The sequence below is a fragment of the Bacillus methanolicus PB1 genome (assembly GCF_000262755.1).
Lineage (GTDB): Bacteria > Bacillota > Bacilli > Bacillales > Cytobacillaceae > Bacillus_Z > Bacillus_Z methanolicus.
This window is the reverse complement of sequence record NZ_AFEU01000001.1, coordinates 449,372-471,766: the sequence shown is the minus strand read 5'-3', so window position 1 is coordinate 471,766 and position 22,395 is coordinate 449,372. Positions and strand designations below refer to the sequence as shown.

At 36.9% G+C, this 22,395-nt stretch carries 22 protein-coding genes, 2 pseudogenes and 2 riboswitches; of the genes and pseudogenes, 15 read left to right on the top strand and 9 right to left on the bottom strand.

Features of this window, described 5'->3' with window-relative positions; genetic code table 11:
• Window positions 1-88: 88 nt before the first annotated feature.
• Window positions 89-832 (top strand): hypothetical protein, encoded by a 744-nt coding sequence (locus PB1_RS02180; RefSeq protein ID WP_003350479.1) that lies wholly within the window; start codon window positions 89-91, stop codon window positions 830-832.
• Between the two features lie 118 nt (window positions 833-950).
• Here the strand turns inward: PB1_RS02180 and PB1_RS16745 are convergent, their stop codons facing one another.
• Window positions 951-1,064, bottom strand: coding sequence for a YjcZ family sporulation protein (locus PB1_RS16745; RefSeq protein ID WP_003350478.1), 114 nt, complete (start codon window positions 1,062-1,064; stop codon window positions 951-953).
• Window positions 1,065-1,086: 22 nt separating this feature from the next.
• Window positions 1,087-1,197: a YjcZ family sporulation protein gene (locus PB1_RS16740; RefSeq protein ID WP_003350477.1), complete on the bottom strand. Its 111-nt coding sequence runs from the start codon at window positions 1,195-1,197 to the stop codon at window positions 1,087-1,089.
• Window positions 1,198-1,560: 363 nt separating this feature from the next.
• Here PB1_RS16740 and PB1_RS17970 point away from each other — a divergent pair.
• From PB1_RS17970 to PB1_RS02170, 3 genes and pseudogenes are all read left to right on the top strand, one after another.
• Window positions 1,561-1,711: pseudogene (locus tag PB1_RS17970) on the top strand (NAD-dependent protein deacylase); the annotation flags it as partial.
• Window positions 1,712-1,766: 55 nt separating this feature from the next.
• Window positions 1,767-2,003 carry a YueH family protein gene (locus PB1_RS02175; protein WP_003350476.1) on the top strand — a complete coding sequence of 79 codons (237 nt, stop codon included), beginning with the start codon at window positions 1,767-1,769 and terminating at the stop codon, window positions 2,001-2,003.
• Between the two features lie 154 nt (window positions 2,004-2,157).
• Window positions 2,158-3,741 (top strand): peptide chain release factor 3, encoded by a 1,584-nt coding sequence (locus PB1_RS02170; protein WP_003350474.1) that lies wholly within the window; start codon window positions 2,158-2,160, stop codon window positions 3,739-3,741.
• 72 nt (window positions 3,742-3,813) lie between these two features.
• Here the strand turns inward: PB1_RS02170 and pdxR are convergent, their stop codons facing one another.
• Entirely contained in the window at window positions 3,814-5,214 is a 1,401-nt protein-coding gene (gene pdxR / locus PB1_RS02165) for a MocR-like pyridoxine biosynthesis transcription factor PdxR (protein ID WP_003350472.1), read from the bottom strand.
• A gap of 169 nt (window positions 5,215-5,383) precedes the next feature.
• Between pdxR and PB1_RS02160 the strand changes: the two genes are divergently transcribed.
• The 5 genes and pseudogenes from PB1_RS02160 (at window position 5,384) to PB1_RS02140 (ending at window position 9,992) form a co-directional block, all read left to right on the top strand.
• Entirely contained in the window at window positions 5,384-6,697 is a 1,314-nt protein-coding gene (locus PB1_RS02160; protein WP_003350471.1) for an APC family permease, read from the top strand.
• Window positions 6,664-6,897: pseudogene (locus tag PB1_RS16730) on the top strand (aldehyde dehydrogenase family protein); the annotation flags it as partial. The gene PB1_RS02160 and the pseudogene PB1_RS16730, both read left to right, overlap by 34 nt.
• Window positions 6,898-7,191: 294 nt before the next feature.
• Window positions 7,192-7,662 (top strand): hypothetical protein, encoded by a 471-nt coding sequence (locus PB1_RS02150; protein ID WP_003350469.1) that lies wholly within the window; start codon window positions 7,192-7,194, stop codon window positions 7,660-7,662.
• A 315-nt stretch (window positions 7,663-7,977) separates the two neighbouring features.
• A complete protein-coding gene (gene sigI / locus PB1_RS02145; RefSeq protein ID WP_003350468.1) occupies window positions 7,978-8,724 on the top strand; it encodes an RNA polymerase sigma factor SigI in 747 nt (248 codons plus the stop codon).
• Window positions 8,721-9,992 carry an anti-sigma factor domain-containing protein gene (locus PB1_RS02140; RefSeq protein WP_003350467.1) on the top strand — a complete coding sequence of 424 codons (1,272 nt, stop codon included), beginning with the start codon at window positions 8,721-8,723 and terminating at the stop codon, window positions 9,990-9,992. The genes sigI and PB1_RS02140 overlap by 4 nt, the downstream gene beginning before the upstream one ends.
• A 30-nt stretch (window positions 9,993-10,022) precedes the next feature.
• Here PB1_RS02140 and PB1_RS02135 read toward each other — a convergent pair whose 3' ends face one another.
• A complete protein-coding gene (locus PB1_RS02135) occupies window positions 10,023-10,223 on the bottom strand; it encodes an alpha/beta-type small acid-soluble spore protein (RefSeq protein ID WP_003350466.1) in 201 nt (66 codons plus the stop codon).
• 304 nt (window positions 10,224-10,527) lie between these two features.
• Window positions 10,528-10,860, bottom strand: coding sequence for a DUF3905 domain-containing protein (locus PB1_RS02130; protein ID WP_003350464.1), 333 nt, complete (start codon window positions 10,858-10,860; stop codon window positions 10,528-10,530).
• 151 nt (window positions 10,861-11,011) lie between these two features.
• On the opposite strand from PB1_RS02130, the gene PB1_RS17750 reads away from it, so the two are divergent.
• Window positions 11,012-11,173: a hypothetical protein gene (locus PB1_RS17750; RefSeq protein WP_162829152.1), complete on the top strand. Its 162-nt coding sequence runs from the start codon at window positions 11,012-11,014 to the stop codon at window positions 11,171-11,173.
• 1 nt (window position 11,174) lies between these two features.
• Window positions 11,175-11,324: a hypothetical protein gene (locus PB1_RS17745; RefSeq protein WP_003350461.1), complete on the top strand. Its 150-nt coding sequence runs from the start codon at window positions 11,175-11,177 to the stop codon at window positions 11,322-11,324.
• A gap of 21 nt (window positions 11,325-11,345) precedes the next feature.
• On the opposite strand, the gene PB1_RS02120 is transcribed toward PB1_RS17745, so the two are convergent.
• Both PB1_RS02120 and PB1_RS02115 read right to left on the bottom strand, forming a co-directional pair.
• Window positions 11,346-13,109: a B12-binding domain-containing radical SAM protein gene (locus tag PB1_RS02120; protein ID WP_003350459.1), complete on the bottom strand. Its 1,764-nt coding sequence runs from the start codon at window positions 13,107-13,109 to the stop codon at window positions 11,346-11,348.
• Window positions 13,110-13,159: 50 nt separating this feature from the next.
• Window positions 13,160-14,206 carry an acyltransferase family protein gene (locus PB1_RS02115; RefSeq protein ID WP_003350458.1) on the bottom strand — a complete coding sequence of 349 codons (1,047 nt, stop codon included), beginning with the start codon at window positions 14,204-14,206 and terminating at the stop codon, window positions 13,160-13,162.
• 280 nt (window positions 14,207-14,486) lie between these two features.
• On the opposite strand from PB1_RS02115, the gene PB1_RS02110 reads away from it, so the two are divergent.
• The 3 genes from PB1_RS02110 to PB1_RS02100 all read left to right on the top strand — a co-directional run bounded on the left by PB1_RS02110 (window position 14,487) and on the right by PB1_RS02100 (window position 18,464).
• Window positions 14,487-16,268 carry a methyl-accepting chemotaxis protein gene (locus tag PB1_RS02110; RefSeq protein WP_003350457.1) on the top strand — a complete coding sequence of 594 codons (1,782 nt, stop codon included), beginning with the start codon at window positions 14,487-14,489 and terminating at the stop codon, window positions 16,266-16,268.
• Window positions 16,269-16,386: 118 nt separating this feature from the next.
• Window positions 16,387-17,895, top strand: coding sequence for a PAS domain-containing sensor histidine kinase (locus PB1_RS02105; protein ID WP_003350456.1), 1,509 nt, complete (start codon window positions 16,387-16,389; stop codon window positions 17,893-17,895).
• Window positions 17,892-18,464: a methylated-DNA--[protein]-cysteine S-methyltransferase gene (locus PB1_RS02100; protein WP_003350455.1), complete on the top strand. Its 573-nt coding sequence runs from the start codon at window positions 17,892-17,894 to the stop codon at window positions 18,462-18,464. The genes PB1_RS02105 and PB1_RS02100 overlap by 4 nt, the downstream gene beginning before the upstream one ends.
• 59 nt (window positions 18,465-18,523) lie before the next feature.
• Here PB1_RS02100 and mtnK read toward each other — a convergent pair whose 3' ends face one another.
• The gene (mtnK, locus tag PB1_RS02095) at window positions 18,524-19,708 is read right to left on the bottom strand and encodes an S-methyl-5-thioribose kinase (RefSeq protein WP_003350454.1); all 1,185 of its coding nucleotides are present in this window, start codon (window positions 19,706-19,708) and stop codon (window positions 18,524-18,526) included.
• Between the two features lie 93 nt (window positions 19,709-19,801).
• Window positions 19,802-19,955: riboswitch (SAM riboswitch) on the bottom strand.
• Between the two features lie 84 nt (window positions 19,956-20,039).
• Window positions 20,040-20,822 (bottom strand): carbon-nitrogen family hydrolase, encoded by a 783-nt coding sequence (locus PB1_RS02090; RefSeq protein ID WP_003350453.1) that lies wholly within the window; start codon window positions 20,820-20,822, stop codon window positions 20,040-20,042.
• Between the two features lie 120 nt (window positions 20,823-20,942).
• Here PB1_RS02090 and PB1_RS02085 point away from each other — a divergent pair, with 120 nt between their 5' ends.
• The gene (locus tag PB1_RS02085) at window positions 20,943-22,127 is read left to right on the top strand and encodes a pyridoxal phosphate-dependent aminotransferase (RefSeq protein ID WP_003350452.1); all 1,185 of its coding nucleotides are present in this window, start codon (window positions 20,943-20,945) and stop codon (window positions 22,125-22,127) included.
• 73 nt (window positions 22,128-22,200) lie between these two features.
• A riboswitch (SAM riboswitch) is annotated at window positions 22,201-22,305 on the top strand.
• Window positions 22,306-22,395: the final 90 nt, after the last annotated feature.

Sequence of the window (22,395 nt, the reverse complement as noted above, 5' to 3'; positions counted from 1 at the left end):
TTTTTGGGGAGTTTTGCAATTATAAGCAGAATGGGCTCTTTTTTTTAGTACCTCAACATATATTGATATGGGAAGAGGAGGGGACAGAGTGATTAGGATTAGGATGTTTGGTCTTAACGGCCAATCAACGTTAAGCAACCTCCAGGGGAAGCAAAAAGAAATTTACAAGGCAATTGACAACAGTCCATTTATGTTTGAATACGATACAGTCAATCAACTATTATTTGAATTAATAGTGAGAGAAAACATTATTAATGCATCAATAGATCTCAGCAAGAGCAAGGCTGTCTTTTCATCTTTCAGGACATCGGGCTTTAACCCTGCTTATTGGATCCGCGGCAACAAAGGATATTTGCTAAGATATGACGTTATGCCTGCTGATGCGATAGAAGATATTTTTATCAATAGTCAATATTATGGTTTTGAATGTTCGACTGCAATTGTTATTATTTTTTATAAAGCAGTGCTTGAATCGATAGAACGCCGTATATTTAATTACTTATTCCAAAATTTGCTTGTTTGGGACTGGAATTATGACCGCGATCTTCAGATCATCACCCTTCCCGGAGATGATTTTATTCCGGGTGATGTCGTTTATTTTTTTAACCCGGATTTCGATCAACCAATTTGGATGGGGGAAAATGCGGTATTCCTGGGAGATGGCAAATATTTTGGACATGGGATCGGTATCCGCACTGCTGAACAAATGGTTGAAGCATTGAATACCCGGAGAAGAGAAAATGCCAAAAGAACGGCATATCTATTAGAACAATACAGCAGACTCAACTTTTCATCTTTAGAGAGGTTCGCAAAAAACAAACCAACACTTTAACGCTTTAAAGGGGAGCGGGTCAGGCCCGCTCCCCTTTAAAGCGTTAAAGCGATGTAGAGTGTCCCTCAATATAAAAAGGGTGCTTCCCATTTGGAAAGCACCCCCCCTTTTTTCTAATTTAATATTTGAAACATGCTGCTCCTACAATGATGAGCAGGATAAATAGAACTACGATCAGAGCAAACGTGCCGCCATATCCAGGCCCATACCCGTATCCGCCGTAACAGTGCATTTTGCAACCTCCTTATATTTCATTAATAATATCCAAATCCACCGCAAAAACAGGACGCACCTATAATAATCAATAAAATAAACAGAACAACCAGGAGAGCAAATCCTCCGCCGTATCCGTATTCACCTGACACATTTATAACCTCCTTTTTCTAAGTCAATATATCCTATTCAATTTGCTTCATTTGTGTTATAGACACCTATCTAAATTAGATATTTTTCTTAGATTAAATGCACAGTCATTGATTTGTGTTGGTCCAGCTGATTTTGAGGGTAGATTAGTCCATGCGGAAGCAAAAGGGGAGCCGTATGCCGGAAAAGTAACAGCAAATGGCTCCGTACAAGAACAATAACAACTGTCATTGGAAATTACCGATTTGCTAAGTAGCTGAAGTAATAAACAACCTCGCCGGGGTTTTTTTGTTTACATACATCATCGATAAAAACATGGTACTCTATAATAAAAAATATATAAATAACAGAAAGGAGCGGTGATATTTCCTTTGATTGGAAAGCAGGATGGCGCAAAGCTCGTGATCGTAAATATGGAGCCTACTGAATTTGATGTCTATGAATGCAGACTTAGTCATTCATAACAGAAAAATAGGAGAAGTGCTGCGCGAAGTTAATAACTCACTAACCATTTAAATAAATTTAACGCTTTAAAGCGTTGAGGGCCAGACCCCCGAGGATGGTGACATAAATGAAAATTCGAAAAACAATTGTATATCAAAAAGATACAAAAGTGTTTGTATATGAAAACCGTAAAGAAGAATACATTGTCGTAGCGATTCCTGAAATAGAATGGTCATGTCTGATTTCTTACAGCGAAACTAGAGAAGAGATTGTTAAAAGGCTAAAAGAATCATTATCAAAAACTTTACATGAGAATGCGGAAGAACTTGTGGAACGCATTTACGCATGGACAAGAGAAATGTAAAGGAAATTTGGTGGTTTATTGTTGGTATAAAAGACAGCATTGCAATGCGGAGGTGTCAGCGATATGATGGAGTTTATGGAGAATTTTTTATAGGGGGTTGTTTAGCTCCTCATGACATCGAGGGCGGATACGCTTTTATAGAGAGGAAGACATTATGGCGAAAAATTTTAAAGACGAAGTGCTGTCAAGAAGAACATTTGCAATTATTTCGCATCCTGACGCAGGGAAAACAACACTAACAGAAAAACTGCTCTTGTTTGGCGGTGCCATTCGGGACGCAGGTACTGTAAAAGCAAAAAAGACCGGGAAATTTGCAACAAGTGACTGGATGGAAATCGAAAAACAACGGGGGATTTCCGTTACGTCCAGTGTGATGCAATTTGATTACCAAGGTTTTCGTGTAAATATTCTTGATACACCCGGGCACCAGGACTTTAGTGAAGACACGTACCGTACGTTAACAGCAGTTGACAGCGCAGTGATGATTATTGATTCCGCAAAAGGAATTGAAGAGCAAACAATAAAGCTTTTTAAAGTTTGCCGAATGAGAGGCATACCGATTTTCACGTTTATGAACAAGCTCGACCGGCAAGGAAAAGCTCCGCTTGAGCTGTTGGCCGAGCTCGAAGAAGTTCTTGGTATAGAGTCTTACCCTATGAACTGGCCGATTGGAATGGGAAAAGAATTTTTAGGGATTTATGACCGTTTTTACAATCGGATCGAGCAATTTCGAGTTGAGGATGGCGATCGGTTTGTTGAATTGAACGAAGATGGCAGGATTGTCGGAGATCACTCATTAAAAGAATCTCCTTTATATGAACAAACGCTTGAGGAAGTTTTGCTGTTAAATGAGGCAGGAAACAGCTTCTCCGCTGAACGTGTGGCAGAAGGGACACTTACTCCTGTGTTTTTTGGGAGTGCGCTAACGAATTTTGGGGTACAAACCTTTTTGGAAACGTATTTAAAATTTGCCCCTGCACCGCAAGCGCGAAATTCAACTGCCGGAAAAATCGACCCTCTTTCTGAACAATTTTCAGGGTTTATTTTTAAAATCCAGGCTAACATGAATCCCGCTCACCGTGACCGGATTGCATTTCTTAGAGTTTGCTCCGGAAAATTTGAGCGGGGAATGTCGGTAAACCTGGCCAGAACAGGCAAACAAATAAAGCTTGCCCAATCGACCCGGTTTATGGCCGATGACCGCAGTACAGTGGATGAAGCGGTGAGCGGTGATATTGTTGGGTTATATGATCCCGGTACATATCAAATTGGCGATACACTGACGGGAGGAAAAGAAGTATTTCAATATGACAGTCTTCCGCAATTTACTCCTGAACTGTTTGTAAGGGTAACAGCGAAAAACGTCATGAAGCAAAAGCATTTCCATAAAGGGATTCAGCAGCTCGTTCAAGAAGGAGCAATCCAGCTGTTTAAAACAGTGAAGACGGATGAATATTTGCTTGGGGCCGTTGGACAGCTGCAATTTGAAGTTTTTGAATATCGAATGAAAGCTGAGTATAACGTCGATGTTGTAATGGAACGACTAGGTTCAAAAATTGCCCGCTGGCTCGAAAATGAAGAATTGGACGAAAACCTATCCAGTTCGCGCAGTCTGCTAGTCCGCGACCGTTTTGACAGATATGTTTTCTTATTTGAAAACGACTTTGCACTTCGCTGGTTCCAGGACAAGAACCCTCATATTAAACTTTATAATCCGATGGATGGTTCAAATCCATAAAAAAGTCATTTTTAAAAAAAACAGCCTCTTTTGCGGGGGCTGTTTTTTACATGTTGCAGTTTTTACCATTTCTTAGATCAGAGCATTTTTTAGTCTATGGATTCCTTCTTTAATTTCCTCTAATGTTAGATTCCCATATCCTAAAATGATTTTATTTTGATGCATACCTTTTTGGATCGTATGAAGTTCGACCGGATAAATTTTCACTTTATGTTCTGCAATTATCTCCTTTACCTTTTCATTTGAAAATTCAATATTTTGAAATTCAGCAATCATATGTAATCCTGTTGAATCACCTGAAAGTTTAACCTTATCACCAAATTGTTCAAGTAAACATTTTTTTACATGGTCGCGGCGTGTTTTATATATTTTTTTCATTTTTCTAATATGGCGTTCCAAGTGTCTTTCATCAATGAAACGCGCCAAGGTAAGTTGCTGCAATGAAGGAGTGTGGAGGTCAGTGAACCATTTTAATTCTTTACAACGTTTTGTCAAAGAAGGAGGGAGAATTAAATATCCCAACCTTAGGGCAGGCGATAATATCTTGCTGAAGGTTCCAATGTAAATCACCCTGTCCGGATCAAGCCCTTGAAGCGAATGAATTGGCGCTCCTTGATAACGAAATTCACTGTCATAATCATCCTCTACAATAAAGCAATCAACTTTTCTGGCAAATTGAATAAGTTGAATTCTACGTTGAATTGGGAGCGTCCCGCCAAGTGGAAACTGGTGTGAAGGAGTGACAAAAATAAATCTGGGTTTTTTGTTTTGGGGGATCATATCCGTTCTCATTCCTTGTTCGTCCACTGGTATAGGATGGAGCACTGACCCAGGGGAAGAAAAAATCGTTTGAATTTCGTGCGTAATAGGGTCTTCAATTATTACTTCTTCTCCCCGCGAAAGAAGCAGATTTGCTATAAGCGATAAGGCTTGAGTTGCTCCGGATGTAATAACTAGCTGATCCGGATGACAGTGCACTCCCCTTGTTCTCTTCAAATATCGAGACAGAATATGACGCAGTTCCGATCTCCCTTCAGGATAGCCGTAGCCAAATATAGAATGTGGAGTTTCCACACAGACTTGTTTAGCGATTTGTCCCCATATATGTCTCGGAAACATGTCTAAAGCAGGGACACCTGAACGAAAATCTATTAATTCCGTTGTTTCTTCTGTAATGTCCTGGATTTTAAAAAAAGATAGGTAGTCTGATTTCTTTTGTTGATCCAAAAAGGCTCCTTCTGCAACAAATGTACCGGAACCTTGCCGTGCTTCAATAAATCCTTCTGCTAGTAATTGTTCATAAGCTTCTACAACCACATTCCGTGAAATGCCTAAATTTGAGGCTAGTTCTCGGGTAGGTGGAAGACACTCCCCGGCTGCAAGTTCCCCATTTAATATTCGTGTACGAATTTGTTCATAAACTTGTCGAATTAATGGGATGTTTAATGATCGATCAATAGGTAGCCAAAACATGTTTGCTTCTCCTTTATTCAAAATTGGTACTATAAAAATCTATAATGATTGGTTCTTATCCCTACCATTTTACCATGCTAAATTATAAAAGGAAAAAAATTACATATATTGGAAGAATGTTTAACTTAACTTCTAATTGAAAAAGCAAAACTATTGAAAGGAGAATTTTATGAGCCTAAAAAGAGATTTAGGATGGAAAGAAGCCACCTCTCTTGGCATTGGCGCTATGGTCGGTGCAGGTATTTTTATACTTAGTGGGGTGGCAGCCGGAAAAGCGGGTCCGGCTGTAATGCTCGCTTTTGTAATCGCGGCTATATTAGAAATTTTACTAGGATTGTGCTACGCAGAATTAGCATCGAGATATCCCAGAGCAGGTGGTGCTTATGAATATGTTAGTCAAACAATGGGTTCATTTGTCGGGACGTTAATTGGATGGTCATATTGGGGGGCATGGCTTGCAGCAAGCAGTTTTGTTTCACAAGGATTTGGTAACTACCTTAACTCCTTAACGGGTGCTCCCCCGTTGCTAAGTGCAGTGGCACTCCTTCTTTTTTTAGGATTTATAAATATTTTGGGTATCAAGTTCAGCGGCTTTGTTCAAGTGGCGATTGTAATTGTTGAAATCATCGTACTCCTTTTATTTTTTGCTCTAGGTTTTGGTCATGTGGATTATTCGCTATATACACCTTTTGCTCCTAACGGATTTAATGGAATCCTTGCCGCAGCGTTAGTTGGTTTTCTTTCTATGGTCGGCTGGGATGTGATTGTGGATGCCGGGGAAGAAATGAAAAATCCGGGCAAAACCATTCCAAAGGCTATTTTTTCATCCATTATCATCGTACTTTTTCTTTACTGCGGTCTTTTATTCGTTTCGACAGGTGTTGTCCCTTGGCAGGAACTTGGATCATCAAAAGTACCGGTCGCTTTAGCAAGTCAGCAATTTTTAGGAGACTTCGGCCCTACCTTAGTCAGCATCGTGATTGTTATTTCTTTACCTGCTACAGCTAATGCATTTATTATCTCGATTTCGAGAACTGCCTTTGCCATGGGCCGCAATGGATTTTTGCCGAAAAAAATTGGCTTTATACATCCTCGCTTCCAAACTCCGGTTTACGCTATCTTACTTGGAGTTAGTATTCAAATTATTTTTACATTGGTAAGTTCCATTAATATTGCGGTTAGTGCCACAGGTTTTTTATATCTAATTACTTTTATATTTACGATGTTTGCTTTTTTTATTTCAAGGAAAAGATCCACTCTTGAAGAGAGAGCGACACAGTTTCAAACCCCTTTTTATCTGTTTTTACCAGCCATCGCTTTAATCATCAGCCTTTGTTTACTGATTCCAGTTGGAGGGTCTGGCTTTTTTTCAGGATTGATATGGTTATCAATTGAATTTGCTATTTATGTAATTCGTACTAAATCGATGAAAGCTACTGACAAAAAAAGGTTGTCCAAGTCGCTCATGGAGGAGAGGAAATAGGGGCTGCACTCACAAAAGAAAAGCCGGATTATATATTTTTTACTGGATCCGTAAAAACAGGGAAAATCATTCAAGAACAAGCAGCTAAAGATTTAATTCCTACGACATTGGAACTCGGAGGCAAAGACCCAATGATCGTATTTGCCGATGCTAATAGTAAAAGAACTGCAAAAGGTGCCGTATGGACAGCTTTTAGAAATGTCATTGAACCGACATCGTCGTTTTCCCCAATCCCGTGGCGCAAAGCTTCAACTTCTTTCTTCACTAATTCAACGAATTTCCGAAAAACAGGCCTCTCTACATAAATCCTTTCTGCACTCTTTTACTTTTTATTCCTTTTTCTTGATTTGCCTTATAAAAAATGAAAATTAGCGCAAAATATCATTACTGATGAAATACTGGAGGATTTAGGATGAAACCAAAAATGAAAATGACCGCCGTTTTTCCTTTATTTTTCAAGATTTCTATTAAGGAAATAATTCTTTAATTGTCAAATGAACAAAATAACAAAACTTGAAGCGGTCTTATGGAGCATTGCATTACCTGGTTTCAGCCAATTATTGTATGGCAGCTTTTTTAAAGGAATTTTGTTTGTCGTGTTAGAGGTTATCATCAATTTGAACAGCAACTTTAATTTAGCCATTTTGTACAGTTTTCAATGGGAAATCGAAAAAGCATTAGAAGTGACTGACTTTCAGTGGCTTATGTTTTACCCGTGTTTATATATGATGGCATTGTGGGATGCCTACAAAGCAGCTTGCGAAGAGGAAGAAAAATTTTCTTATCTCCCATTTGTTTTTGGAGCTTACTTTGTTACGGTCGGATTAATTTATTCTCCGACATTTAAGTTTTTTGGAGTCTTTTTCGGCCCTGTTTTCACACCTATGATGTTCTTGATACCGGGAATTTCTATAGGTTTCCTCATAAAATTTTTACTTTTAAAATACAGCAATCAAAAACAATAGTTGCAATATCTGCAGATCAAAGATCTAATTTCGAGGAATAGCTGTTTAAGGATGTTTTTGCAGGAAAATATTCCATATTTAGATTCTTCATCTTTACCCCCACAAAAACTTGAATTTAACACGTAACCATTTAATGAAAAAGTGGCCGCTTAATAAATTTTAGAAGTGAATTAATGAAAAACTTTTAAAGAACAAAATTGTAATTACAATAGAATAATTAGTAGCTGACAGCAATTGCTGTCTTTTCCATTGCCTTACTTAAAAATTCAAACATGCCGTTATATGGTATAATGTGTTGAGTAGAGAGGTGAGGCAATGCTAAGCTTTTTATTCATTGCGAAAAAAAGAAAGAGGACATTGGAAGAAGCGGTTGCGTTAATTAAAAAGGGTGATACAAAACTTCTAAATGAGTTAATTAATTCATATAAGCCGTTTATTGCCAAAACGGTTTCAGCTGTTTGCAAGAGATACATCCATGAATCTGATGATGAATTTAGCATTGGTCTTATTGCCTTTAATGAAGCGATTCAAAAATACTCCCCGGAAAAAGGGAATTCATTGTTAAGCTTCGCAGAAGTTCTTGTAAAAAGAAGAGTAATAGATTATATCCGAAATCAAACGAAAAATCAAAGTTTCAGCCTTTATATTGGTTCTGAACAGGAAGAGGAAGACACCCCGAGATCTTCCATTGAGGATGATATTTCAATTGAAGACTATAAGAAGAAAAACGAAGAAGAAATTCGCAGAGAAGAAATTATTCAATTTCAACAAGTATTAAAAGATTTCGGCTTAACATTTCAGGATTTAGCAGAACATTCTCCGAAGCATGCAGATGCAAGAAAAAATGCGATGTTCGTAGCAAAAACTCTTGTGGAAGATGAAGAACTAAAGGAATTGCTGTTAGAAAAAAAAAGGCTGCCGATTAAGCATTTAGAAAAAAAAGTTAAGGTCAGCAGAAAAACAATTGAACGCAACCGAAAGTATATAATCGCTATTTCAATTATTTTATTAGGGGATTATTTATATTTAAAGGATTATATTAAAGGGGTGTTAGAAACGTGAAAAAGGGGATTATCATGGATATAGACGACGGTTTTTTAACGTTGTTAACCCCTGATGGCGAATTTTTGCGGGCAAGAAAGCAGCATAATCATTATCAAATCGGGCAGGAAGTTGATTTTTTTACTGTTGCGGCAATAGATAGAAAGAAGCCGCTTTTAATGAAATTGTTTGCTTCTTTTAAAGGAAGAGCAGTTGCGGCGGCCGCACTGGCAATGCTTTTTTCACTGATCATGTTTTTTCCCTTTTATCAAAATGGCCAGGTTTATGCATATATGTCGATTGACATAAATCCAAGTCTGGAATTTGGGGTTAATGAAAATCTTCAAGTAATTGAACTGACATCATATAATAAAGAAGGACAAACAATTATTGAGGAAATTGATGATTGGAAAAAAGAAGATTTTGTCATTGTTACAGAAAAAATTCTGGCTAAAATTAAAGAAAAGGGTTACATTAACGAGAATAAAGATATGATCATTTCAACTGTTTATACCGGTAAAAGGGAGAAATCTTCTGACCGGGAAATTTTGAAAGAATTGAATAAAATCGAATCAGACATGCAGAAACAAGATCTTAAAGTGAAAATCGTTGAAGGGACTGCCGAAGAGAGAGAAAAAGCAATTAAGCAAGGTGTCACTACCGGTACATATAAAAAACAGCAAGAAATAATATTCGAAACTTCTTTAATTGAGAAAAAAGAGAGTTCTAAATTTCACAAGAAAAAGGTTAATGCTGCAAATGAAAGAAAAAAACCGTTAGAAGCAAAACAAAATAACAATTTTGTCGATTCAAAGAAAAATGCTCCGCTTGGATTACTGAAAAAAGATAATGAACACAAAAGAGAATTAAAAGAAAAAAATCAAGAGTTGCAAATAAAGGAGAATTCGCCTAAAAAGCAGGATAATAATCAAGTAATCAAACATGAAGAACAACATAAAAAACGGAATAATAATGAAGGATATATCGGAAAAAAGTTAAAAGAAAAGGATGAGAAACACAACCTTCTTGAAAAGAAAATTAAGAATGAACAAAAGAAAATTAATTTTGCCGATGAGAATCAGAAAACTGATAAAGAGAAACATAAAACTATTGAAGTGAAAAATAAATTTAATGAAAAGAAACATAAAACCAATGAAGAGAAATATAGAGCACGTAAAATAAAAAATGCAGGTGAAGAGAAAAATAACACCGTCAAAAAGAATCGAATAAAAAGAGGGGTTTATTATAAAAAAGTCGATCATCATAAAGAAAAGTCCGGTGACATGTAAAACCGGACTTTTTGCCATTTTATTTGATTTTTATTTGTTGTTTTGTCCTGATAATTGGGCTTGAGCTTGTTGTACAAGCCGTTTTGTGATTTCTCCTCCGACGGAACCGTTAGCACGGGATGCCGTATCAGACCCTAAATTAACTCCGAATTCTTGAGCAATTTCATATTTTACTTGGTCTAAGTATTGTTCAAGTCCCGGAACAAGCAATTTATTACTGCTTCTAGCCATTTGTTTCAACTCCTTGCTCATTTTGCAGAGAAAAATTCTCTGTAAAAGTAGTTTGGATCATAAGAAAAAATTCATGTGTGGAAATGTTTATCGGCAATGGCTAAAACCGATTCTTTCTCAAAAAAATGATAAAAAAACGAATGCCAAACAGAACGGCACATATATCAGATTAAAAGCTCATAAATCAAAATAAGCCTGATATATTAAATAGAAGGCTGATAAAGAAAAATAAGGGCACATAATTCAAAATGAAGGCTCATTAACCAAGAAACTGGCCCCTTTTAGGCGAGTCCGTATACATTTTTCAGTCTTTCCCGTTTCCAACGTCAAATGTTGGATGTATAAAAGGAGATCCATGCGGTTTCTTTTTGCTTTCAAGCAGTTCTCTGTTTTCGGAAGTGTTCCAGCCGATATCATTCGTTGGATGAACCCATTCGTCCCCAGACATAATCGCAGGATCAGTATTGTCGCTCCATTTTTCAAGCGGGGAATTAGGAGATGCGTATTTGCTGTCTCCAATAATAACTCCGTATGATTTCTCGAATGGAGGTTCAATCTCTATTCCGGTTCCTTTAAAACTTGGTGCATGAATTTGATGGGGCAACGTTCCGTCTATATCGAGCTTTTTCTCTTTCATAGTCTCATCCTTTTTTTAATTATTTTTTTGTCCTTTTTGTGTTTTTATTAGCAAAAAAGGATTGAAAAATAAGGAAAAGGATGAGTGAATGTTTTCTGCTGTTATGATAAAAAATAAAGCCATGCATCATGATAAAGCAGGAGGCAAAAAAATGGCAAAGAGAAAAGCGGAAGTAAATGCAATAGAAAAATATAGTAAAACACCGAAAAAAAACCTGCAGGAAAGCGAATATTCCGCAGAATTCAGTCAAGACGAAGATCCGATGAAAATGGCGAACAGAAATTCAAAACACGGAAGAGAAGGCAGAGCGTAAAATGAAAAAGAAAGAAGATAAGCAAAACTTAAACAGTGCGAATGTCGAATTTGGAAATGAATTTGGAGATATAAATGCAAATAAATTTTTCGAGATATCATTTATGAATCAAAAAAATAAGGAAAAATCTGATCAGAAGTCGAACTGCTAAAATAAAAAGCCGGACCTGCTTTTAAGAGGCCGGCTTTAAGATATTCTTTTTACATGTGTAAATAACAGCTTTTTCTTCATGAGGCGGAAAATAAGCAAGAATCGATGTCGGTTCCATTTCGATTTGTCCAGTCAGCAAATATTTTTCTAAATCAAAAGGAACTTCCTCGAGCATCGTGTGTTTGTAAAGCTCTTTTTCAGTGAGATTTAAATGTTTAAATTCGGAACCGAGCATGTCAGGATCATTAAGGAACCTTTGATATAAAATGAATCTTTCATCTTTTTCATACGTTGGTTCCCACCACGGTTTTCTAGGTTTATATTTTTGACCGGCAAGGTAGTCATATTTCATAAGTCCTTCAACAACGGTCAGTTCTTTCAGTTTCATTGCATTTAAAAAATTCAATAATCGCTTAAACAAATCTTCAAGCTGGTGACCGATTTTTTCCCAGCCATTCTCTTCCCAATAAGTGCCGAATTCTTGGAAAAAGTCAAAAGGAGTAGGGAAGCCTTTTGAAACAAGATATTCAATCGTATGATCCATCCGGTGATCATTCCAATATTTTTCAAGCACATCTTCAACTTGTTTTATTTTAATAATATCATCAAAGGAAAGAACACTATTGCTGAGAATTTCATATGGCGCATGGTCCATAAAAATATATTGATGTTCATTTGCTCGAATCCTTAAACCGGTGCCTCTTAGCATTTTTAAAAATCCAAGCTGAAGCTCTTCCGGACGCAATGCAAAAACATCGTTAAACGTTTTCTTAAACGATGCATAGTCTTCTTCAGGAAGCCCGGCAATTAAGTCCAGATGTTGAGCAATTTTTCCGCCATCTTTCACCATTGTGACCGTACGGGATAACTTTTCAAAATTTTGCTTTCTCATGACAAGTTCATTCGTATAATCGTTTGTGGACTGAACCCCTATTTCGAAGCGGAACAGCCCCGGAGGAGCATTGCGGTTCAAAAACTCTATAACTTCAGGGCGCATAATATCGGCGGTAATTTCAAATTGAAAAACGGTGCCCGGTACGTGTTCGTCAATTAAGAATTGGAACATGTCCATCGCATAGCTTCTGCTGATATTAAAAGTCCGGTCTACGAATTTGATTGTTTTAGCGCCATGCTTCATTAAATAACGAATATCTTCTTTTATTTTTTCACGGTCAAAATAACGCACGCCAACTTCGATGGAAGAAAGGCAAAATTGACAGCTGAACGGACATCCACGGCTTGTTTCAATATAAGTTATGCGCTTGGAAAGATGTTGAATGTCCTCTTCAAACCGAAAAGGGGAAGGAAGTTTCTTCAGGTCCAGTTTATTGCGCTGAGGATTTATCTTCACTTTTCCTTCGTTTCGATATGCAATTCCGTGCACGTTTTCGAATTGTTGATCCCCGTCGAGCTCTGTAAGGAGCTGTTTGAATGTTTCTTCACCTTCCCCGATCACAATAAAATCGAATTCGGGAACCTTCTCCATCCACTCCATCACATCATAGGAAACTTCAGGACCGCCAACAATGATCTTGATGGCAGGATTGATTTTCTTGATCATTTTGATCACTTTAATCGTTTCTTCAATGTTCCATATATAACAGCTGAAACCAATGATATCAGGCTTTTTTCGGAAAAGATCTGTCACAATGTTCATTGCCGGGTCTTTAATTGTATATTCTGCAAGTTCAACAAGATACTCCGGTTCTGCATAAGCCTTTAAATAGCGTATTGCCAAGTTTGTATGAATGAATTTTGCATTCAGCGCCGCACATATTACTTTCATTTATTTCAATCTCCTTCAAGAGAAGCTGCATAATTAAACACAAGTTTTTATTATATCTCATTGTGAAGTTTTTTTCTATAAAATTTTACAATACTAACAATCCATGTCTGCAGATGCTTTAGTCTTGATAATTTAAATTCGATAAGAGGCTGTGCCAAGGAAATTGCAATTTGGCTCGATAATACAATTGTAAGAAGCAACGAAATTCCCGCAAGTAATAAGAAGTTTTCGGGCTCATGGAAAAATTTTTGGAATTCACTTTCACGGAATGTACGGACAAAAAATCCATGAAGCAAATAGACATACAATGAATTTTTTCCCAAGCTAGTAAAGAAATATTGTTTTCTTGGAACGAATGCAAAGAAACTGAAAACCATGATCACACTTAAAATATACAACCCCAGCCTTGTAAACATTGCTGTGAATGAAGCTTCTCCAAGTTCCCCATATGGTTTTGAACCGAGCAGCCATTCATAATTCATTTCCGGATAGAAATAAAATCCGATAAATACGATGATAAAGGCAGCCAGAGAAAATAATCGAAATTTTACTCTAAATAACGCGAATATGTGTTCTTTTCTCAAGTAATATCCAAGCAAAAAGAACGGAAAAAAGACGAACGTTCTTGATAAACTTAAATAATTTGAAACTGAATCGAAATATCCGATCAAAAGCCCAATAATAAGTGCCGCGGTGATCGATACGGCAGCTTTGTATTTGGCAAACAGCAAGAGCATTATATTCCAGCAAAATAAACTGATAAGGAACCACAGAGACCAATGAGGATCGAACGGGTCCATTTTTAGCTTGGACTGCTCATATAAGAAATAATAGAAAATGGAGTATATGATTTGGAAGATAATATAAGGTAAAATTAATTTTTTGGCAATTTTTTTTACGTATCCTTTTTGATAAAAACCTTTTGCAAAAAAACCTGAAACGACGATAAAAGCAGGCATATGAAAGGTATAAATTACTTTATAGATTGTATAGACGGTTTCGTGATCTTCGATAAAGGGCCGGAGCAAATGCCCGAAAACGACAAAGAAGATTAAGATAAATTTTGCATTATCAAAGTAATAATTACGTTGTTTCATTGTTGTCCTCCCTGATTTCTGACCCCGTAATTATCTATATTTATATATCCTTCCCTACTTTACCATGCTGTAAACTAGTAGTTCAGTGTAAAATTATCGGTGTATATGGAAAAAAATAAAATAATTTTAAACATTAAACAGGTAAATTTGTGTTTGAATGGCAATTATTTCTTTCAAACCTCTTATACTTTTATTATAATAGAAAAAAATATAATGATCTTTTATCTGTATTTTAAGATATCGATTTTCGTTCATGTTTTATGAATTAAGGGGGCAAATCATGAAAGGGGTCCAAAAGGTTTTATACAATAATGAAAAAAAAGGCAACAAGAGAGAAAACCTGGTCCAAATCTTAATCGGTATTAATTTTTGGAAAAATTTAAGGCTGGGGCAAAAATATGGAGTTGCATTATTTATTACTATTGGATTGTTCACGATTTCTACTATAATTACATTCGGTTTATTGTCGCAGGTAAACTCTAAAATGGATTCAGTGAAAGAAACGGGCGAAAAAGCCATAAATATGACGGAAGCGGCAGCTATTTTTCATCAAAAAGGAAGTACGATTGGGAATTTTATTATCGATTCAAATCCTAAACATATAACAAATTTTAAAGGGTTAACCAAAAATTTTGACCAATTAAAGAAAAATATTAAGTTTTCTCTTACGACATCGGAAACAAAGAAATTATTTCAACAAATAGATGAGAATGACAAGAAAATTACATTGCTTTTTAATGATGTGATCAAACCTCAGGTAAAGCTTCAGCACGAACGCGAGTATATGCATGAAAAGCTCAAAGCCGATCATTTAATTGCGGAAACGGTTATAAAGCTAGACAAACTACATGAAATTTTGAAAAAAGAACAACAGAATGCCGTCACTTCTGCAAAAGCCGATTTAATTACTACGTTAGTTGTCCTTGTTGTTTCAATTTTTGTATCTGCTTTTTTAGGAATATCAAGCATCTTAATTATCGAAAAACTTGTTTCTGGAAAGCTCGGCCAAATCGTGAACGTTTCAAATGAAATTGCAGCAGGGAATTTAAATATCAAAGCGGTCGAATATTACGGGAAAGATGAAATCGCAGAATTAAGCAAAGCGACAAATTCAATGAAGGAAAAACTCCAGTCGATGATCCATGAAATTTCCGTTGTTTCAAATGATGTAACAAATAATAGCAGCATATTAAATACAGCAGCGATTGAAGTAAGGGCAGCGATCCAGCAAATTACTTCGACCATGCAGGAACTTGCAGGAGGTGCCGAAGAACAAGCAAATTCTGCAACCGGTTTGGCCAAAATGATGGAAGACTATATGCTAAAAGTGAAAAAGGCAAGCGAAAGTGGAATGATGATTCGAAATGCGTCGAATGACGTGTTATCTATGACAAAAGATGGGGATAAATTGATGAGAGAATCCCAGCAGCAAATGGAAAGAATTAATGAAATTATGAAAATATCCGTAGAAAAAGTACAGGGACTCGATGAACAGACGAAACAAATTTCTAAACTCGTTCAAGTGATACAAGAAATAGCCAACCAAACAAATCTCCTTGCCTTAAATGCTGCGATTGAAGCAGCCCGCGCGGGAGAACATGGAAGAGGGTTTGCTGTTGTAGCAGATGAAGTCCGCAAATTAGCTGAGCAAGTTTCGTTTTCCGTTACTGACATCACAAAAATTGTAAAGGGAATTCAATCAGAATCTGACAATGTTGTTTCTTCCCTTCAAGCCGGATATAAGCAAGTGGAAGAAGGCACCGTGCAAATCGAAATTACCGGACAAACATTCCATAAGATTTACAAGGCTGTATCGCTTATGGCTGAAAAGGTAAATGATATTGGGAACAGTATGGAGCAATTGGCTAAAAGTTCAGTAGAAATGAACAGATCGATCGAAAATGTTGCATCTGTTTCCGAACAATCTGCTGCAGGAATAGAACAGGCCAGTGCTTCCATTACGCAAACAAATTACACTGTAGAAGAAATATCAAAGAATTCTCAGTCGCTTTCAGAATTGGCCAATCAATTAAATGCCATGATTGGAAAATTTAAATTGTAAAACAACAGGCCGTTTCTTTTTAGAAACGGCTATTTTCTCAGGTTCTCAATGGAGGATTTTTTGCATATTTTGTCGAATTAAACTTAATTATTGGAAATAGCGGTGAGGAGGAAAAACAGTGGAAGGAGCTTTAACGAACGAAGAATGCCAGCAGCTGCTGGAGAAAATTTCTGCATTAGAAAAAGAAAATAAAAGATTGAAAGAAGAACTTGTAAATAAAAATGATGATTTATACATAGATTTATTTGAAGAAGCCATCGATGGAATCGTATTTTGGCGGGAAAACGGGGAAGTGGTAAAGGCCAATAAATCTTCGGCAAAAATATTTGAATGCAGCCAAAACGAACTATGTGGTAAGAGACTTTTCGATTTTGTTTATGAGAAAAACGAAAAATTCCATACGATTTTCAGTGAATTAAATAGGACCGGAGCGATACGTGACGAACTGCTCTTTCTTATGCCAAACGGTCAGAAGAAATTGCTTGAATTTACTGCCAAAATAAACCGAAACGGATTTAATATTATGATTTTGCGGAATGTTACGGAACGTTTTAAAATGGAAAAGAAGCTGAGAGAGAGTGAGCAAAAATTCCGAAAAATTTTCGACGGCTCTTTTGATGGCATTATTCTTTGGGATGAAAATTTCAAAATCGTTGATGTGAATCAAACTGGGGTTAAAATGCTCGGTCTTTCAAAAGAAGAAATAATCGGTCAATCTTTAACCACCTTGTTGAGTAAATACAATGTAAAAAAAGAAAATCTTGAAGAGTATATGAAAAAACTTGAAAAAGACGGACAAATAACAGGAACGCTTTCTACAAAGATGAATGATACAAAACAAAAGTATTTCGAATTTTCGGCAAAATCCAATTTGATCTCCGGCTTAAATCTATCCGTTTTTCGTGATATTACAGAAAAATTGGAAATGGAAGAACAGCTCAGGAAATCTGATACTCTTCATGTTATTGGCGAGCTTGCAGCCGGCATTGCCCATGAAATCCGAAATCCGATGACAGCGCTTAAGGGATTTATCCAATTGCTTCAGGGGAGCATAAAAGAAGATCATTCGATGTATTTTCATGTCATCTCTACCGAATTGCAGCGCATGGATTCGATTATTAATGAATTTTTGATTTTGGCAAAGCCGCAAGCCGTGAAATTTGTCGAGTGCAACGTAGTAAAAATTATGAGAGAAACAGTCGAACTTTTAAATGCCCAGGCAGTATTGCATGATGTACAGTTCAAAACTTATTATGAAAAAGATTTGCAATTGTTATACTGTGAGCCGAATCAATTAAAAAAGGTGTTTATCAATATTATTAAAAATGCCATTGAAGTTATGCCAAATGGTGGTATTATTACTGTTTCAGTGAAGAAAACAAACGACAATAAAATACATATTTCTGTCGAGGATGAAGGACCTGGCATGTCTGAAGAAAAAATTAAGAAACTTGGAGAACCTTTTTTTACAACAAAAGAAAGGGGAACTGGGCTTGGTTTAATGGTCAGTTATAAGATTGTTGAAGAACATAATGGCGTTATCGATGTACAAAGCAAAGAAGGAATCGGAACAACTTTTCATATTTATTTACCGATTCATAAAGACAGCGAAGGAAAAAGTTTATGAGGAAATATACAATTTGCACATCGGAAATTGGAAACTTATATATAGTTGCAGAGGATGAACAATTGGCTGCAATTCATATTGGCGAGGACGATTTTTATGTCAATGAGACATATGAAGAATTAGTATATGATCCATATCATCCGATTCTTTTAAAGTGTGTTTGCCAGCTCAATGAATATTTCGAAGGAAAACGGAAAAATTTTGATTTGCCATTGAAGCAAATAGGGACTGACTTTCAATTAGCTGTATGGAACCAACTCATTCGAATACCTTTTGGAGAAACGAGAAGTTATCGAGACATAGCTGAAAAAATCGGAATACCTAAAGCTGTAAGGGCTGTCGGCCAGGCAAACAAAGCAAATATGTTTCCGATTATCGTTCCGTGCCACCGAGTGATCGGGAAAAATAAATCGTTAACAGGGTATGCGGGAAACCGAGTAGATATAAAGAAAAAACTATTATTACTCGAAAAATTGGATTTCAAATCGAATGAAAAACGCAAAAAGAAAGGGACCGGCTCAAAAGAAAAGGGTCAGACCCTTCCGAAACAATATATAAACAAACATTGATATAATCATTTCTATATATTGTTATTATTGGAGGGAGTCAGACCCATTGTTTTCGTTTCTTATAAACTATCTTTAACATTTGAAATAAGCTCATCTATGTTTCCAATCTGTTCTCTTGAAACAATTAGTTTTTTTCCAAGATTTAAAGTTTTAATTTTCGCAGTAATCCGTTTGCTTTGATCGCTTATCCCATCTAAATCGGCAACATGTGCTAAACCTATTGTTCGGCGAATTAGTTCGCAGCCTGCAAATCCGGTTGTATCTTTGAAATATTTTTTGAGCACTTTCTCAAGATAGCCCTCCGTTTTGGAATAAGGCTCCATATTCGAATCAGCCCATAATCTGCTATATTCTGCAGTAAACGTTTCCCAAAAAGTTCGAATATGCGAAAAGATGCTTTCCTGTTTGCTTTCACAAGAAATTGCCTGGAAAAGAAGATTGGCAATCACTTGGCCGAGGTCAAAGCCGGCTGGCCCGTAAAAAGCAAATTCTGGATCGATTATTTTTGTTTCAGTCTTACTCGCAAAAACGCTGCCCGTATGTAAATCTCCATGAAGCAAGCATTCAGCCTCCGTTAAGAAACTTTGTTTTAAGAGGGCTGCTTCAAGTTTAACCTTTTCATCTGCCCATAACTTTTTTACTTCGTCTCTTAATTCTTCCTCAAACGAGTTTGTCTCTGAATCAAAGAATGGATCAGTAAAGATAAGGTCTTCAGTTATTTTGCAAAGTTCCGGGTTAATGAATTTTTTGACTAATTCTTTCTTATCACTAGGTTTTGTTCCAAAATCGGATGTAAAGAATAAAGTTTTCGCAAGATATTCACCAAGATGCTTTGAGATTAGGGGATATTCTTCTCCCTGAATTAATCCTTTTCTTGCAATCGAAAGATGAGATAGATCTTCCATCACTGTGATTGCAAATGTTTCATCACTGAAATAAACTTCAGGAACAAACTCGGGAGCAAGTTCTTTAAAAAGCTTTAAAGCATCAGCTTCAATTTTTGCCCGTTTTAATGTAAGCGGCCAAGACTCGCCAACGACTTTTGCGTAAGGGAGAGCTTGTTTTATAATGACACTTCTGCCGCTTAGCCTGTCTTCCACCCGAAAAACAAGGTTTAAGTTTCCATCTCCGATTTCTGCTGTGGTTAATTCAGCATCTTTATGAAATAAATTTAATTTTTTTGCCAATTCTGCTGCTGAAGCTTCATTAAGAGTTTCATAGTTTTGTTGCTGTAATAAAGCCATGTTAAAAATTCCTCCTTATTCAAAGAGGCTTAACAATTATAAAAGCCTCTTTCTCATAATTGAAAGAGGCTTGAAGATTTATGTACTTCTCGCCTCTTATCTGTCAGAAAGTTTCCTTTCTGTTGGAATTAGCACCGTGCCTTGCTGGGGAAAACCCCGGCGCATGCTGCGCCCCATTTTGCAATGGTATTACGGTCGGTTGCTGGGCTTCATTGGGCCAAGTCCCTCAGCCAGCTCTTGATAAGAGAACATTTATTGTTTTTTGTAAAAATTCGTTTGATTGAAATAATAACAGCAGTAAAACAGATATGTCAATATTTTTTCAAATTTCTTAATAAAAGTCTGGCATTCGGTCTTCGAAAATAGGGATCATTTTCCTAACCTTTCCTGTCTCGCTCAAATCAATTTCGGCTACAAGAATTTCTTCCTGCTCTCCGGCTTCTGCAATAATTTCCCCCCACGGATCAATAAACATAGAATGACCAGCGAATGTATTGTTAGGGTCTTGTCCGGAACGGTTGCAGGCAATGACAAAACATTGATTTTCAATAGCGCGTGCGATTAAGAGGCTTCGCCAATGGGAAAGCCGGGAGTGAGGCCATTCCGCCACAACAAACAATGCTTCTGCACCTTTAGATGTATGAGTGCGGATCCATTCCGGGAAACGAATATCGTAGCAAATTACCCCTGCAAACTTTCTGTTTTCAAGCTGAAATAAACCTTTTGATTTTCCGCGGGATAAATAAAGATGTTCATCCATCAGCTTGAATAAGTGGAGTTTACTGTATTCGTGAATTTTATTACCGTGTTTGTCGACAATCAAAAGTGTGTTAAAGACTCCTTCAGAGGTTTTGTTTGCTACAGAGCCGCCAACAAAATGAATCCCGTGTTTTCTTGCTGCATTTTGCAGAAAAACAGTTGTTTCATTTGCATTTTCATCGGCTATTTCATTGATTCGCGTCAAATCATATCCGGTAGTCCATAATTCCGGAAGAAGAATAATATCCGGTTTTTTTGCAGCTGCTTCTTGTATAAGATTTTCCGCAGATTGAAAATTCTTTTTTGGATCGCCAAAGGCAAGATCCATCTGAATACATGCTATGGTTAATTTCATGACCTTCACCCTGTTTTAAAAATTTAATTCTTTACAAGCTTACATTTACGTTATATTATTTTTGACTAGAATTTCAACAATTTTATAAAATGAAAATATTTTCTGATTGTAGGTGTAACAATGAAACATTTCTCCCAATCTGACTTATTAAACAACCTGCCGAAACAATTTTTTGCTTCGCTAGTAAAAAAAACAAACCAATATATTGAGAAAGGCTATGATATCATTAATCTGGGCCAGGGAAATCCAGACCAGCCGACTCCTGAACATATCGTGAAAAAACTTCAGCAAGCAGCAGCAAATCCTGTGAATCATAAATATTCACCATTTCAGGGATTTCGATATTTAAAAAAAGCTGCTGCGTTATTTTACAAACGGGAGTACGGAGTAGAACTGGATCCGGACAAAGAGGTGGCAATATTGTTCGGCGGGAAAGCCGGTCTCGTCGAAATACCGCAATGTTTGTTAAACCCTGGGGATGCAGCTCTAGTTCCAGATCCGGGATATCCGGATTATTGGTCAGGGATTGTATTGGCTCGCGCCGAGATGATCAATATGCCGCTCCTTGAAGAAAACGATTTTCTTCCCAATTTTGCCGATCTGCCGGAAGAAGATGCAAAAAAAGCAAAATTAATGTTTTTGAATTACCCGAATAACCCGACCGGGGCAACGGCGACGAAAGAATTTTTTGAACAGACTGTTAAGTTTGCCGAGGAAAATGATATTTGTGTTGTCCATGACTTTGCATACGGAGCCATCGGCTTTGACGGACAAAAGCCGCTCAGCTTTTTGCAATTTGAAGGTGCAAAAGATGTAGGAATTGAAATTTATACTCTCTCCAAAACTTATAATATGGCAGGATGGCGTGTCGGATTTGCGGTTGGAAATGAAAGCGTAATTTCTGCCATTAACCTTTTACAGGATCATATGTATGTCAGCTTATTTGGAGCTATTCAGGAGGCCGCATCAGCTGCGTTGACAGAGTCTCAGGAATGTGTGGTAAAACTGAACAGTATGTACGAATCAAGACGAAATACTTTGATTAACGGATTAAGGTCAATAGGCTGGAACGTAACAGCTCCAAAAGGATCATTTTTTGCATGGCTGAAAGTGCCGGGTAACTTTACATCAGAACAATTTTCTGATTATCTTCTTGAAAAAGCGCATATCGTTGTCGCGCCGGGCATTGGCTTTGGCAAACATGGAGAAGGCTATGTCAGAGCAGGATTACTTACTTCTGAAGACAGGCTTTTAGAAGCAGTTGAACGAATTAAAGCTTTAAAAATTTTTAAAATGATGGATTGACAAATCAAAATATTCCTGCGATAATCCAAATAAATCTAACACGCAAAAAATTGAATATGAAACAAATATTGTTTTCTTATCAAGAGCAGGCGGAGGGACGAGCCCAATGAAGCCCGGCAACCGACTTAGTTTTATAAGCACGGTGCTAATTCTTGCAGCAATAGCTGAAAGATGAGAAGATCTTAGTTTGCATCACTAACCTCTTCTTGTCGAAGAGGTTTTTTTGTTGAGTTTGAACGAAGGTTATCAACCAATTTTCGAATTTTTC